General features: G+C 71.0%; 11 protein-coding genes. 3 read left to right on the top strand and 8 right to left on the bottom strand.

Annotated features, from left to right (window positions below; translation table 11 throughout):
- Positions 1 to 9 precede the first annotated feature (9 nt).
- Positions 10 to 1548: a carboxylesterase/lipase family protein gene (locus tag OG251_RS16985; RefSeq protein WP_326677985.1), complete on the bottom strand. Its 1539-nt coding sequence runs from the start codon at positions 1546 to 1548 to the stop codon at positions 10 to 12.
- A gap of 89 nt (positions 1549 to 1637) precedes the next feature.
- The gene (locus OG251_RS16980; protein ID WP_326677984.1) at positions 1638 to 2423 is read right to left on the bottom strand and encodes a DUF4253 domain-containing protein; all 786 of its coding nucleotides are present in this window, start codon (positions 2421 to 2423) and stop codon (positions 1638 to 1640) included.
- Positions 2424 to 2553: 130 nt separating this feature from the next.
- Here OG251_RS16980 and OG251_RS16975 point away from each other — a divergent pair, with 130 nt between their 5' ends.
- A complete protein-coding gene (locus tag OG251_RS16975; protein WP_326677983.1) occupies positions 2554 to 3120 on the top strand; it encodes a dihydrofolate reductase family protein in 567 nt (188 codons plus the stop codon).
- A 17-nt stretch (positions 3121 to 3137) separates the two neighbouring features.
- Here the strand turns inward: OG251_RS16975 and OG251_RS16970 are convergent, their stop codons facing one another.
- The 3 genes from OG251_RS16970 to OG251_RS16960 form a co-directional block, all read right to left on the bottom strand.
- Positions 3138 to 3935 carry a HEAT repeat domain-containing protein gene (locus tag OG251_RS16970; RefSeq protein WP_326677982.1) on the bottom strand — a complete coding sequence of 266 codons (798 nt, stop codon included), beginning with the start codon at positions 3933 to 3935 and terminating at the stop codon, positions 3138 to 3140.
- Between the two features lie 10 nt (positions 3936 to 3945).
- Positions 3946 to 4446 carry a hypothetical protein gene (locus OG251_RS16965; protein ID WP_326677981.1) on the bottom strand — a complete coding sequence of 167 codons (501 nt, stop codon included), beginning with the start codon at positions 4444 to 4446 and terminating at the stop codon, positions 3946 to 3948.
- A gap of 119 nt (positions 4447 to 4565) precedes the next feature.
- Complete coding sequence (locus OG251_RS16960) at positions 4566 to 5288, bottom strand: DUF4232 domain-containing protein (protein ID WP_326677980.1); 723 nt, start codon at positions 5286 to 5288, stop codon at positions 4566 to 4568.
- A gap of 341 nt (positions 5289 to 5629) precedes the next feature.
- On the opposite strand from OG251_RS16960, the gene OG251_RS16955 reads away from it, so the two are divergent.
- Entirely contained in the window at positions 5630 to 7093 is a 1464-nt protein-coding gene (locus tag OG251_RS16955; protein ID WP_326677979.1) for a helix-turn-helix domain-containing protein, read from the top strand.
- A 110-nt stretch (positions 7094 to 7203) separates the two neighbouring features.
- Here the strand turns inward: OG251_RS16955 and argS are convergent, their stop codons facing one another.
- Entirely contained in the window at positions 7204 to 8988 is a 1785-nt protein-coding gene (gene argS, locus OG251_RS16950; protein WP_326677978.1) for an arginine--tRNA ligase, read from the bottom strand.
- Between the two features lie 135 nt (positions 8989 to 9123).
- On the opposite strand from argS, the gene lysS reads away from it, so the two are divergent.
- Positions 9124 to 10899, top strand: coding sequence for a lysine--tRNA ligase (gene lysS, locus OG251_RS16945; RefSeq protein ID WP_326681292.1), 1776 nt, complete (start codon positions 9124 to 9126; stop codon positions 10897 to 10899).
- Positions 10900 to 11115: 216 nt separating this feature from the next.
- Here the strand turns inward: lysS and OG251_RS16940 are convergent, their stop codons facing one another.
- Positions 11116 to 12576 carry a DUF2637 domain-containing protein gene (locus OG251_RS16940; protein ID WP_326677977.1) on the bottom strand — a complete coding sequence of 487 codons (1461 nt, stop codon included), beginning with the start codon at positions 12574 to 12576 and terminating at the stop codon, positions 11116 to 11118.
- A 210-nt stretch (positions 12577 to 12786) separates the two neighbouring features.
- A complete protein-coding gene (locus OG251_RS16935; protein WP_326677976.1) occupies positions 12787 to 13641 on the bottom strand; it encodes a DUF3558 domain-containing protein in 855 nt (284 codons plus the stop codon).
- Positions 13642 to 13665: the final 24 nt, after the last annotated feature.

Below are 13665 nucleotides of genomic sequence, written 5' to 3'. Positions count from 1 at the left end.
GGTCGGAGGTCAGCCGAGCTGCTGCTTCCAGAAGGTGTACTCGTGGTTCTTCGCGAAGTCGGTGGGGCCGGTGCGGCCGGCCGCGATCGACTGCACGTTCGGGTCGGCGGGCGTGTACGGCTTCCAGCCGGGCCTGCCGGTGCGGGCGAAGTCCGACCAGATCCCGATCATCGACGCGGCGAGGGTGCGCTGTTCGGCGGTGAGCGGCGTGGTGCCGTAGCCGAGGTCGAAGAAGTACGGCAGTTCGCTCAGGTGCGGGGCGCCGATGGGGAAGGAAGGGGCCGGGAAGTCCGTGAACCAGGGGTTGTCCGGCTGCGCGAACTCGTAGGCGTACGTGGGGGTCCGGTCGCCGAGCGCGTTGTCGGTGTCGACCGCGGGGCGGGCCCACATGGCGTCCGACATCGCGGCGCCCAGGGCGAGGACCGGGGGCAGCTTCGGGGTCCGGCCGGTGTAGAGGGCGACGGTCCGGTCGGCGATCGCGGGGCCGTAGACATCGCAGACGTACGCCCGGAAGTCCTCCGTCTCCACCTCGGCATCCGGGTCCTGGGCCTTCTTGGCCATGTCGACGCTCCAGGAGGCACGGAAGGTCTCCTCGTCGCGGTTGACGCCGGTGAGCACCGGCACCCTGTTGAAGCGGCCGGTCGCGAAAGCCTGTTGAGGCGTACGGGGAAGGAGCCTCGTGCCGTACGTCGGGCTGTAGCGGATCTCCTTCTCGCCCGCGTCGAACCTGTCGTCGGCGGCGACCAGCTCCCGTGCGGACGCCTGGTCCAGGGGCCCGTCGACGTGCGCGGCGAACTGCGCCTTCTCACGGGTGGCCCGGTCCGTCCCGCGGGTCTCCCCCTCGTCCAGGCAGGGCCCGCTCTGGAGGATCGCCCGGTCGAAGAGCCCGGCGGAGGTGGGGGCGACGAGGTGGGCGCAGGCGGAGCGGGCACCGCCGGACTGGCCGAAGAGCGTGACGTTGTCGCGGTCCCCGCCGAAGGCCGCAGCGTTGCGCCGGACCCAGCGCAGCGCCGCCTGCTGGTCCTGAAGGCCCAGATTGCTGTCGCCCAGATAACCGAAGGCGCCCAGCCGGAAGTTCAGGGTCACCACGACGACACCGCCCTGGTCCGCCAGGCGCTGCGCCCCGTAGGCGCTGCCGGTGCCGTCCTCGTGGTCACCGCCGTGCAGCCACACCATGACCGGGCGGGGGCCGGAGGCGGAGGGGGTGCGGGGCGTGGTGACGTTCAGGAACAGGCAGTCCTCGGTGAAGCTCTCGGGCCCCCTGACCGGGATCTCGCCCGATTGCGCGCAGGCCGCGCCGGGCGCCGTCGCCGCTCTGACCCCGTGCCAGGCGGGCTGAGCGGCCGGAGGGGACCAGCGGACGGCACGGGCATAGGGGATGCCCTGGAACGTACGGGCGGTGTCGGTGACGGTGCCCCGCACGAAGCCCTTGTCGGTGCGGACGACATCGGACGGCGGGCGGGAGGTACCGGAGGAAGGGGTGGCGGACGCGGTGGTGCCGGTCAGTGTGAGCAGAGTGAGCGCGGCGGCGGCCGTGGCTTTCAACATGACTGTGAAGATAGGGACTTGGCCGCCGTGCGGGCATCCGGCGAGCCACCGCACCGGGGGTGGTGCCAGCACCCCCGTACGCCAGTGGGTCAGTCCCACCAGAAGGACCACGCCTCCTGGTTGAGCAGCGACTTCTCCGCGTAGACGGCCAGGTCGTCCGACGGGCCCTGGTCGATGTTGTCCGGGCAGAACGCGTAGTGCTCCTCGGCCAGTGCCCGTGCCTCCGCCGGGGTCGTGGGCGGCCGTCCGACCGAGACGACCAGGGTGTCGAACCCCAGCTCCACGACCCGGATGTCGAACCGGTCCTCCCAGGAGCGGAGCACCGCGCAGAGCCTGGCCACGTCGTTCTCGTGGTTCATCGGGCCGGTCCAGCCGATCGACGCCGGTATGTCGGCGCTGCGGCGGGCCGGGACGAGGGCGATCCGCGGACCGGACTCCCCGCCGCGCACGTCGATGATCTGGCCCGCGATCTCGGCGGCCAGCGAGTCCGGGCCGTCCAGCCCGTCGGCCTCCGGGCGGGGGGCCAGGGCCAGATGCCCGGGGTCGTCCTCGAACTCCTCGGTGTTGTACGACCGGTAGTCGTTGAGGACCTCTTCGGCATCGTGGTCACCGGGATACGACGTCCCGTCCGGGTCGAGGTCCCACTCCTCGGGCCACTGGTCCCGCCTGCCGCCGTCGATCAGCACCGGAAGCAGCCCAAGCGGCTTGCCGGCGGCGCGCATCGCCGACCAGGTGCGGGGAGTGGCGGGGTCGTTCGCGTACCAGAGGAGCGGTTCGTCCCAGGTGCCGTCCATGGTCGTGTCCACCAGGGAGCCGGGCGGGAGGTCCAGGCCGGAGGTGGCCAGTGACGGCAGGGGGTTCGGAAGCGATGCCATGAGCGTGACTCTAAGCGGCGCCACTGACAGTGCGACGGCGCGGCTGCGGGTACGGAGGGCGCCTCGGGCGTAACGTCGGCGGCCGTTCCCGGGAGGGCGTACTCCTGGATACGGAAACGGCGGGTACCCCATGAACAAGATCGTCTTGATGATGTCGGTGTCCCTCGACGGCTTCTTCGAAGGTCCGGAGCGGGACATCGCATGGCACCTCGTCGACGAGGAGCTGCACCAGCACTTCAACGACGAACTCCGCACGGTGGGAGCGTTCCTGGACGGCCGGGTCAGCTACGAACTGATGGCCGGGTTCTGGCCGACCGCCGACGCCGACCCGGAGAGCTCTCCGCAGATGGCCGAATTCGCCGGTATCTGGCGGGACATGCCGAAGTACGTGTACTCCCGCACCCTGGAGCGGGCCGACTGGGGCACGACCGTGGTGCGCGAGATCGACGCCGCTCAGATCGAGGACCTACGGGCACGGGCGGACGGGGACCTCGCGCTCGGCGGCGCGAACCTCGCGGCGGGCTTCCGCCGTCTCGGCCTGATCGACGAGTACCGGATCTACGTCCACCCGGTACTGCTCGGGCGCGGCAGGCCGCTGTTCGCGCCTTCGGACACACGGGAGGACCTGCGCCTGGCGGGAACCCGGACCTTCGGCAACGGTGTGGTGCAGCTGCGCTACGAGGCGGTCCGGGTGTGAGGGGTGCGGCGTCCGCGTCAGGCGTCCCGGTCGGGCGTGGCGTCTTCGACCGCCTCGCGGACGTCCGCGTCCGGGTCGGCCGACAGGCGGTGGAGAAGGTCCGCGACGCCCGGCGTCGACCAGTGGGCGACCGCGTCCACCAAGGCCACCCGGACCGCGGGGTCGGGGTGGTCGGCCAGGTGGGTCAGCTGGTCCAGTGGGCCGCGTCGGCGCATCCGGAACCAGTAGAGCGCATCCGTGAGTTGGGCGGGGTCCCCGGGATCGCCCGCCGCGGCGATCCGGCGCAGGAGCACCGCTGCGGCGGGGGCCGGGCCGTCCAGGGGGTGCGGGCGGCGCCGGCGCAGGCGTTGTGAGCCGTACTCGCCGCGTACCCGGCAGCCGAAGCAGGTGCAGGGGGGCCTGCCGTGCGCGTCGGGGATGTAGCGCCAGCCGGTGACCTGCTTGACCGGGCGCAGCCGGTGCACCTCGCGTCGGGTGACCGGACGGGGGACGAACACCTCCCATCCGCGCGGGTCCTCCAGGGCGGCCGTGCGGCGGACCGCCTCGGCGGCGGTGGTGGTCGCGGGGTCCCGGTGGTAGCGGCCCAGGGTGACGGGTTCGTCGTCCGGCAGGCGGATGTGGACGGCGACGAGGGGGCCTTGGCCGCCGTGCCGGGCCAGTTCGCGCAGCCACTGGTGGGTGAGCGTGTACGAGGGGAGGACGGGGAAGCAGTAGAGGCCCCGTGATCCGGTGCGGCCGTGGCTGATGGCCCGTATTCCGGAGCGGCGGATGCGCGCCGCGTTCGCCGAGGGTGTCAGGTGCACGAACATCGCCATGCCGCCGATGCTAAGCCGTGTCCGCGACGGCGTCGCCGGGATTCTCGTCGGGGGCCTTGCCCGGGGCCCGGGCGTCCCGGCTCCTGCGGTAGGTCACCCAACTGGCACCCAGGGCGCCGGCTCCGGCGCAGAAGAGGGCGACCGTGATCCAGAGTTTCGTGTGGAGCGGTGAGGTGGACCCGTACGCCCAGCCGGGGCCCGCGAAGATCGTGTCGCCCTCGGTCACTCTTCCGCCGGTGATCTTCCCGGACTCCGTGTGGCCGTCCGCGAACGCCCACCTTCCGTAGCAGTAGGAGGGGCCTGACTGGCCGCCGCCGCCCTGCGTGCACCGTGCGACGCTCCGGACGGTGGCGGACTCGCCGGTCATGAGTTTCCGTGCGCCGTCCCCGGCCCACAGGACCATGAGGAGCGGCAGGACGCAGGCCAGGAGGAGTGGGCCGACGATCGCGCCCCATGTCCTCATACGGGACGGCCAGGGGGGCCGGGCGTGCTGTTCGGTCGTCCCGCGCATGACCCACCACGCCCCTTCCCCCCGGTGCCGATCCCCGCTCCCGGTCCTCGGCCCCCTCCCCGATGGTACGAGCTACTGCCCTTCGGGGAGGGCGGGTCGGTGTTCCGGTGGAGTGCGGTTCACCAGCTGAGCGCGTCGGACATCTCGCGCTGCCAGTAGGTGACCTTCAGGGTGCTGTCCACGTACACGCTCTTGCTCAGCGGGACGACGGCCGCGGGGCCGGCGCTGTCGGAGATGCCGCCCTTGCCCGCGAAGCCGACGGACAGGTCCTTGGTCGAGTAGCCGCCGGTGCCGCTGCCGTCGGCGGAGGACGTCATGACACCGGCGTATCCGGACTCACCCGGGGCGAGGGTGACCACGGCCTGCGGCTTGCTGTCCTCGTAGACCGGCGGGACGGACTGGGCCTCGCCGAAGCGCAGTGCGGGGTAGTAGTACGCGTCGCAGTTCTTGCTGCCGGTGTTGGTGACCGTGAGCAGCATGTGGTTGACGGGGCGGCTCACGGGGGTGAGCGTGAGCTTGGTGTTCGAGGCCTTGCACACGGTGCGGGCCGAGCTGGAGCTCTTGGCCGGGGTCTTGGTGTCCGGGGTCTTGATGTCCGGGCCCTTGGCGGCGGGTGCGTTGGTGCTGCTCGTTCCGTCGATGGTTTCCGTGTCGCCGCTGCTGTCCTCGGCGTCGCCCTTCGCGGAGGGCTTCTGGTCCGCCTGGCCTCCGGTGGAGGCCGCCGGAGGCGTGGAACCGGAGGCTCCCGCCGCGCTGTCCTCGCCATTGCAGGCGGTGAGCGAGAGGGCGGCCAGGAGGGCGGTGGCGGCGAGGGCGGTCGTGCGGATGCGGTTGCTGCGCATGGTGTTTCTCCCCGTGGAGTGGTGCGTGGTGAGGTGGTGTGAAGGCTGACCCGGCAGGTCAGTGATGGCGGATCAGGAGGGTCACGACCGTCGTGGCCGCGATCACTACGCAGATCGCCAGGACATCGATGGGTTCGATGCGGAAACGAAAGGACACGGCTGCTTCCCGGTGAGTGCTGGGTTGCCCTGCGGTGTGTCCACAGCTTGCGGGGCGAACGATTCCGGCCGCAACGCCGCTCGGCCCATTGGGAATGCTGGAACGCCTGCGCGTACGGTGACCTGGGCAGATTCCACGTCCCTGGAACGGTGTTCCGGGACGCATCAGGAGGGGGAACGCCGTAGTGGCGACGCCGGAGGCCGTGGAGTTCGCGGCTCTGCTGAAAGAACTGAAGGACCGTTCGGGGCGCAGCTACGGGGTTCTCGCGGGAAGACTCCACGTCAGCACGTCCACCCTTCACCGGTACTGCAACGGGGATGCCGTGCCGAACGAGTACGCGCCGGTCGAGCGGCTGGCGCGGCTCTGCGGGGCCACGGGCGACGAGTTGGTGGCGCTGCACCGGCGGTGGATCGTGGCCGATGAGGCGCGGCGGCGGGGCGCGGGGAAGTCGGAGGCGGGGCCGAGCCCCGTGCCGGTGCCCGTGCCCGCGCCTTCGGCGGAAGCAGCGGTTCCGGTGGTCCCGGCGGAGCCTCCGGTGGACGCACCTGAGCCGCCGTCAACGCCGGAGGCCGTATCGAGGGCCGACGTGCCTGCCGACCGGCCAGCCGGGCAGCCTGCCGGCCGACCCGCCGACACGCAGGGCGACTCGCGGGCCGATGAACCCGCGGACGTACTCGCCGGGGGACCCGCCGCCGGGCGGACCGCCCCGGCCCGTCGGGGGCGGTTCGCCTCGCGGCGGCTGCGGGTCCTGCTGGCGGCGACCGCCGTCGTCGCGCTCGCCGTCTCCGGTGCGCTCATCGCCGGTAACCTCGCGGGCTCACCGGCGGACGACGCGCGCAGCGGCTCCGGCGCATCCGAGGGCGACGTCCCCGCGGTGCCCGGTGCCGACAGGAGCGCCCTGGCGGCGACCGGCTCTCCGACGCCCTCGGGGACACCCTCCAAGGACGGTTCCCCGGCCACGCCTTCCACGTCGGCAACGGGTTCCGCGCCTCCGAGGTCCGCTTCGCCCAAGGCGCCGGCCGCCGGTGGCGTACCCGTGACCGCCACCATCAGTTCGTACAACTGGGAGGAGCCCTGCGGGCAGTACTACCTGCTCGACCAGAAGCCCGACGACGTACCGCCGCCGCCCGTACCGCAGGACACCCGGGGCTGGGCGAAGGCGCTGGGCGGGGTGGACGGGGGCGCCATGATGCTCGAACTCACCCTCCAGGGGACCTCGAAGGACGTGGTCGTCCTCCAGGCCATGCACGTGCGGGTACTGGGGCGCAACGCGCCGCTGCCCTGGTCCGCGTACTCGATGGGCGACGGGTGCGGGAGCGGCGTCACACCGCAGAGCTTCGACATCGACCTGGACGACAGCCGGCCGCGCTCGAAGCCGGTCGCCGGGAAGCAGGGCGACACCGTCGTACCCGCGAAGGGCTTCCCGTACCAGGTCAGCTCCACCGACGTGGAGGTGTTCAACCTCGACGCGCACGTGGAGGGGCACGACGTCACCTGGTACCTGGAGCTGGAGTGGAGCAGCGGGGGCCGGAAGGGGACGCTGCGCATCGACGACCACGGCAAGCCGTTCCGTACGAGCAGCATCAAGACCCGGCCCGAGTACCGCTACCGGCACGACACGGCCCAGTGGGTGGAACCCGACTTCTGATGCCGGAAGGCGGTTTCGGCGGCCGTTACGCGGACGGCGCGGCACACAGGGCGTGTGCCGCGCCGTCCGCGTAACGGATGCGCCGGGTGCTCAGAGGCGCCCGGAGGTGCTCAGAGGCGCTCGGGGGTCCGGATGCCGAGCAGCTTCATGCCCTGGTGCAGCGTGCGGGCGGTCAGCTCGACCAGGAACAGCCGGTTCTCGACGACCTCCGGCGCGTTGTCCTCGCTGAGTACCTGGCACTGGTCGTAGAACGTCGTGAGGTGCGACGCCAGCTGGTACAGATACGCGGCCAGCTTGTGCGGCTCGTACCCGGCGGCGACCTCGGCCAGCACCTCGCCGAACTGGTCCAGGTGCAGGCCCAGCGCGCGCTCGGCGGGGGCCAGCTCCAGCTCCGGGTGGGCGACCGGCTTCGCGTCCCCGGCCTTGCGCAGGATCGACCGGATACGCGCGAACGCGTACTGGAGGTACACCGACGTGTCGCCGTGCAGCGACACCATCTGGTCCAGGTCGAACTTGTAGTCCCGCACGGCGGACGTGGACAGGTCCGCGTACTTCACCGCGCCGACGCCGACGTACCGGCCGTTCTCGACGATCTCCTCCTCGGACAGGCCCACCTTCTCGGCCTTCTCCCGGACCACCGCGGTCGCCCTGGCCACGGCCTCGTCCAGCAGGTCCTCCAGCCGGACCGTGACGCCCTCACGGGTCTTGAACGGCTTGCCGTCCTTGCCGAGGACCGTGCCGAACGCCAGCTGGTGCGCATGGACGTCCTCGTTCAGCCAGCCCGCCCGGCGGGCCGTCTCGAAGACCATCTTGAAGTGCAGGGACTGCCGGGCGTCCACGACGTACAGCAGGGTGTTCGCCTTCAGGTTCTGCACCCGGTCGCGGATCGCGGAGAGGTCGGTGGCCGCGTAGCCGTAGCCGCCGTTCGTCTTCTTGACGATGAGCGGGACCTTGTTGCCGTCCGGGCCCTTCACATCGTCGAAGAACACGCACAGGGCACCCTCGGAGCGGACGGCGACGCCCGTCTCCTCCAGGATGCGGCAGGTCTCTTCGAGCATGTCGTTGTAGCCGGACTCACCGACGATGTCGGGGTCGCGGATCTCCATGTCGAGCTTGTTGAAGACGGAGTAGAAGTAGATCTTCGACTCGTCGACGAACCGCTGCCACATGGCCAGCGTCTCCGGATCGCCCGCCTGGAGGGCGACCACCCGGTCCCGGGAGCGCGCCTTGAACTCCTCGTCGGAGTCGAAGAGCGCCCGCGATGCCTTGTAGAGACGGTTGAGGGAGGACATGGCGGCTTCGCCCGCGCTGCCGTCGCCGCCCTCGGCGTCCTGGTGGCCCAGCTCGTCCGGGTGCTCGGTCAGATACTGGATGAGCATGCCGAACTGGGTGCCCCAGTCACCGATGTGGTGGCGCCTGACGACGCTCTCGCCGGTGAACTCCAGGATCTGGACCATCGCGTCACCGATGACCGCCGACCGCAGGTGACCGACGTGCATCTCCTTGGCCACGTTCGGCTGGGCGTAGTCGATGACCGTGGTGCCGGCCGTGGGGCTGAACGGGACGCCGAGGCGGCCCTCGGCGTCCGCGGCCCGTGCGGCCAGCGTCTCGACGATCGCCCGGTCGGTGAGCGTCACGTTCAGGAAGCCGGGGCCGGAGACCTCGATGTCCTTGATCAGACCGGTCTCCGGGAGGGCGGCGGTGACCTGGGACGCCAGCTCGCGCGGGTTGCCCTTGAGCTTCTTGGCGAGGGCGAGGATGCCGTTGGCCTGGAAGTCGGCCCGGTCGCTTCGGCGCAGCAGCGGGTCCGCGGTGCCGGCCTCCGGCAGGGCTGCCGTCAGGGCGTCCGCCAGCTGCTGCTGGAGCGTGGAAGCGAGGGAAGTGACCGATGCCATGGCCTGGCTGCCGTTTCCGTAGGGGTACAGGGGATCACCCGAGTATCCCACGCGGCGCAAAGCCGTTTTCGCGCTGTGGGTGGTACCTGGGAGAATGGGCGGTGCCCCCCGATGGGACCTACACGAGAGAAGGACGTGCCGACCGTGGCCGAGAGTCAGAGCAGCACCGAGACCGACTGGGTCTCCCGCTTCGCGGACGATGTCATCGCCGAATCGGAGCGTCGTGCGCCTGGCAAACCGGTCGTCGTCGCCTCCGGGCTCTCCCCTTCGGGCCCGATCCACCTCGGCAACCTCCGCGAGGTCATGACCCCGCACCTGGTCGCCGACGAGATCCGCCGCCGCGGGTACACCGTGCGGCACCTGATCTCCTGGGACGACTACGACCGCTACCGCAAGGTCCCGAACGGGGTCCCCGGCGTCGACGCGTCCTGGGCCGAGCACATCGGCAAGCCGCTGACCTCGGTGCCCGCCCCGGCCGGATCGGCGTACGCCAACTGGGCCGAGCACTTCAAGGCCGCGATGACGGGCGCGCTGGACGAGCTGGGCGTCGAGTACGACGGAATCAGCCAGACGGAGCAGTACACCGCCGGTACGTACCGCGAGCAGATCCTGCACGCGATGAAGCACCGCGGTGACATCGACGCCGTCCTGGACCGCTACCGGACGAAGAAGGACGGCGCGGCCGGTGCCGGTCCCGCGGGCAAGGGCGGCAAGAAGCCCCAGCAGCAGAAGAAGGTCGACGAGGCCGAGCTGGAGGCCGCCGAGGGCTCCGGCGCCGCCGACGAGGACGACGGCAGCGGCAGCTCGGCGGGCTACTTCCCGTACAAGCCCTACTGCGGCAACTGCGAGAAGGACCTCACCGTCGTCACCTCGTACGACGACGACAGCACCGAGCTGAACTACACCTGCTCGGCGTGCGGCTTCGCCGAAACGGTTCGGCTGAACGAGTTCAACCGCGGCAAGCTCGTCTGGAAGGTCGACTGGCCGATGCGCTGGGCGTACGAGGGCGTGATCTTCGAGCCCAGCGGCGTGGACCACTCCTCGCCCGGCTCGTCGTTCGTCGTCGGCGGCCAGATCGTGCGCGAGGTCTTCGACGGCGTCCAGCCGATCGGCCCGATGTACGCGTTCGTCGGCATCTCCGGCATGGCGAAGATGTCCTCCAGCAAGGGCGGTGTGCCCACCCCGGCCGACGCCCTGAAGATCATGGAGGCGCCGCTGCTGCGCTGGCTGTACGCCCGCCGCAAGCCCAACCAGTCCTTCAAGATCGCCTTCGACCAGGAGATCCAGCGGCTGTACGACGAGTGGGACTCGCTGGGCCGCAAGGTCGCCGACGGCTCGGTGCTGCCCGCCGACGCCGCCGCGTACGCCCGCGCGATCGGCACGGCCGCCGGTGAGCTGCCGAGCACCCCGCGCCCCCTGCCGTACCGGACCCTCGCCTCGGTCGCCGACATCACCGCCGGTGCCGAGGACCAGACGCTGCGCATTCTCGGCGAGCTGGACCCGGAGAACCCGCTGACCTCGCTGGACGAGGCCCGTCCACGCCTCGACCGCGCCGAGAACTGGATCACCACCCAGGTCCCGGCCGAGGCCCGCACGATCGTGCGCGACGAGCCGGACAAGGAACTGCTCGGCTCGCTGGACGAGCAGGGCCGCGAGTCGCTGCGGCTGCTCCTGGAGGGGCTGGACTCGCACTGGTCGCTGGACGGGCTGACGACGCTCGTCTACGGGGTGCCGAAGATGCTGGCCGGTCTGGAGCCGGACGCCAAGCCGACGCCCGAGCTGAAGGCGGCCCAGCGGTCGTTCTTCGCCCTGCTGTACCGGCTGCTGGTCAGCCGGGACACCGGTCCGCGACTGCCCACGCTGCTGCTGGCCGTGGGAGCGGACCGGGTACGCAGGCTGCTGGGCGCGTAGGCGTCGCGTTTCCCGTACGGAAGGGCCGTCACCCCGGAGACCTGGGTGACGGCCCTTCCGCCGTTGGTGCGCGAGGTGCGCGAGGTGCGCGGCTGTCGCGCGATGCGCTCGGCGGTGGGACGGCTGTTGCGCGAGGGACCGGCGTTGTGCGAGGGACGGCCGTTGCGTGAGGGGCCGCCGTTATGCGAGGGAAGGCCGTTGCGTGAGGGGCCGCCGTTATGCGATGTGCTCGGCTTCCATCTCGCTGTCGAAGCGCTTCTTGAACTCCGGCATCAGCCGGCGGAGCAGGGCCTCACTGTCCGGGTGATGCACGTTGTGCCCGTCGGTGAGGTGTATGTCCAGGATCTCCAGGCTCGGATAGCTCTGGTTCTGGTTGGTGTACGCCGCGTAGACCTCGTACGCGATGCCCACGAACTCGGCCTCGGCCTCGGCCAGCCGGGCGGACTGCGCCGCGTCGGCTTCCTGGTCCTGCGCCTGCTGCTGCCTCTGCTCCTGCTTGTGCAGGAGCGGCGGCTGGGGCTGTTGCTCCTGCTGATCCTGCGCCTGGTCCTGCGGCTGCTGCTCTCCGGCCGTCGGCTGCGGTTCCGCGGCGCGGGGGTGGGGGACCGCGCCGATCGTGCCCACATTGCCGAGCGGGCGGGTCCGGCCGCCGGGGCCCGAAGGGATCATGACCGGGGTGGGCTCCAGGCCCTCGACGTACGTCGGGTTGTACGCGCTCTCGTGCGCGTTGTCGGGGACCTGCGGGGCCGCGAACCAGGGACTGTCGTGGGAGCCGGGGCCCTGTTGCTGCGGGTACTGCTGCTGGAGTTGCTGCTGCTGGACCTGCTGGACCTGCTGCTGGTGTTGCGGGTGCTGCTGGGGGTGCTGCTGCTGTTGCGGGTGCGGGGCGCCGTACTGCTGCTGCTCGTAGCCCTGCTCGTGCTCCTGCTGCGGCACGTACGGCAGCTCGCCCTGAGGCTGACCGGCTTCGACCGGCGGCAGCAGGGCGGGCTCGATACCCGCGGCGGCGAGTCCGGCGGGGGCGGTCTCGGCGAGCGGAACGCCGTACTTCGCCAGGCGCAGCGGCATCATGGACTCGATCGGGGCCTTGCGGCGCCAGTTGCGGCCGAACCGGGCCTGGAGCCTGGCCTGGTAGATCAGCCGGTCCTGTTCGAGCTTGATGACCTGCTCGTAGCTGCGCAGCTCCCACAGCTTCATCCGGCGCCACAGCTTGAACGTGGGTACGGGGGAGAGCAGCCAGCGCGTGAGGCGCACGCCCTCCATGTGCTTGTCGGCCGTGATGTCCGCGATCCGGCCCACCGCGTGGCGGGCGGCCTCGACGGAGACGACGAACAGGATCGGGATCACGGCGTGCATCCCGGTGCCGAGCGGGTCGGGCCAGGCGGCCGCACCGTTGAACGCGATCGTCGCGGCCGTCAGCAGCCAGGCCGTCTGGCGCAGCAGCGGGAACGGGATACGCATCCACGTCAGCAGGAGGTCCAGCGCGAGCAGGACGCAGATGCCGGCGTCGATGCCGATCGGGAAGACCACGGAGAAGTCCCCGAAGCCCTTCTGCTCCGCGAGCTCGCGCACGGCGGCGTACGAGCCCGCGAACCCGATCGCGGCGATGAGCACCGCACCGGCGACGACGACCCCGATGAGTATCCGGTGCGTGCGTGTCAGCTGCATCGCGGCCACCCGCGATCCCCTCCCCGATGTCGTTCTCCGCCCGGATTCCGACCTCCGGCGCGGGCACAGCCTGGCACATGCGTGCGGGTCGCGTTGCGCGGGGAGGGGCGAAGCCCGGTCCGCGGGGGCGGGCCGGGCTTCGGAAAAGCGTCTCTGGGCAGGGCCGTTCGGTCGCCCGGCGGCATTGTTGCCGGGCCGTCAGATCGGGCCCGGGGGTGACTAGTGCGTGGTCTTCGCGGACGCCTTGCGGGTCGTCTTCGGGTTGGCCTTGTCGCCGGAGCCGGACTTGCCGTCGTCCTTGGCGTCGGTCTTGGCCTTGGGCTTCGTCGAGGGGCTGCCGGTGGTGGCGGAGGGGGCCTCTGAGCCGTCGTCCCCGGAGACCGCGGCGACCGCTTCCCTGGCCGCCTTCTCGGCGCCCTTCAGGATGTCCGAGGCGGAGGGGGTCTTGGCGCCCGCGTAACCCGCACCGTTGTAGGTGAGGGTGACGACGACGTTGCCCGTACGCGCCACCACGGTCGCGTACTTGAAGTCCTCGCTCGTCTTGGTCAGGCCGTAGGTGACGGCGGTGGCCTGCTCGCCGATGCCGGTGACGGGGGCCGTCGCGAGCTTCTCGGCGTCCTCGGTCGCCTGGGCCTTGGTGATCTGCTTCGCGTAGTCGTCCGCGGCGCGCTTGGCGCCGCTGCCCAGGGCCTGGTCCGAGTCGAAGCGGGTGAAGCCGACGTCGAGCCAGCGGTACTGCGAACCCTTGACGCCGTTGTCGTCCAGACCGTTCCAGGAGCAGCTGCCGCGGGCCGTGAGGTCGCTGGACTTGCCGGCCGTGCCGTTCTTCTTCTTGGCCTTGGGCACCAGGTCCTCGATCGTCTTCTTGGTGATCGAGGTGCACGGGTCGGGCAGGGCGTCGAACTTCGCCGGCTCGACGGTCGCCTTCGACTTCTTCGCGCTGGGGGATGCGGCCGAGGAGGAGCCCGAGTCCTTCTTGCCGTCGGAGTCCGACGAGCAGCCGGCGGCTACGAGCATCACCGGAACGGCGGCGCAGGCGAGTATGCGGGACAGTCGCGGGGCTGATCGGTGCATGGTTCCTTCACTCGGATGGCACGG

This window comes from Streptomyces sp. NBC_01237 (assembly GCF_035917275.1).
GTDB lineage: Bacteria > Actinomycetota > Actinomycetes > Streptomycetales > Streptomycetaceae > Streptomyces.
The sequence above is the reverse complement of the archived record's forward strand: the minus strand, read 5'-3'. Positions and strand labels throughout refer to the sequence as shown.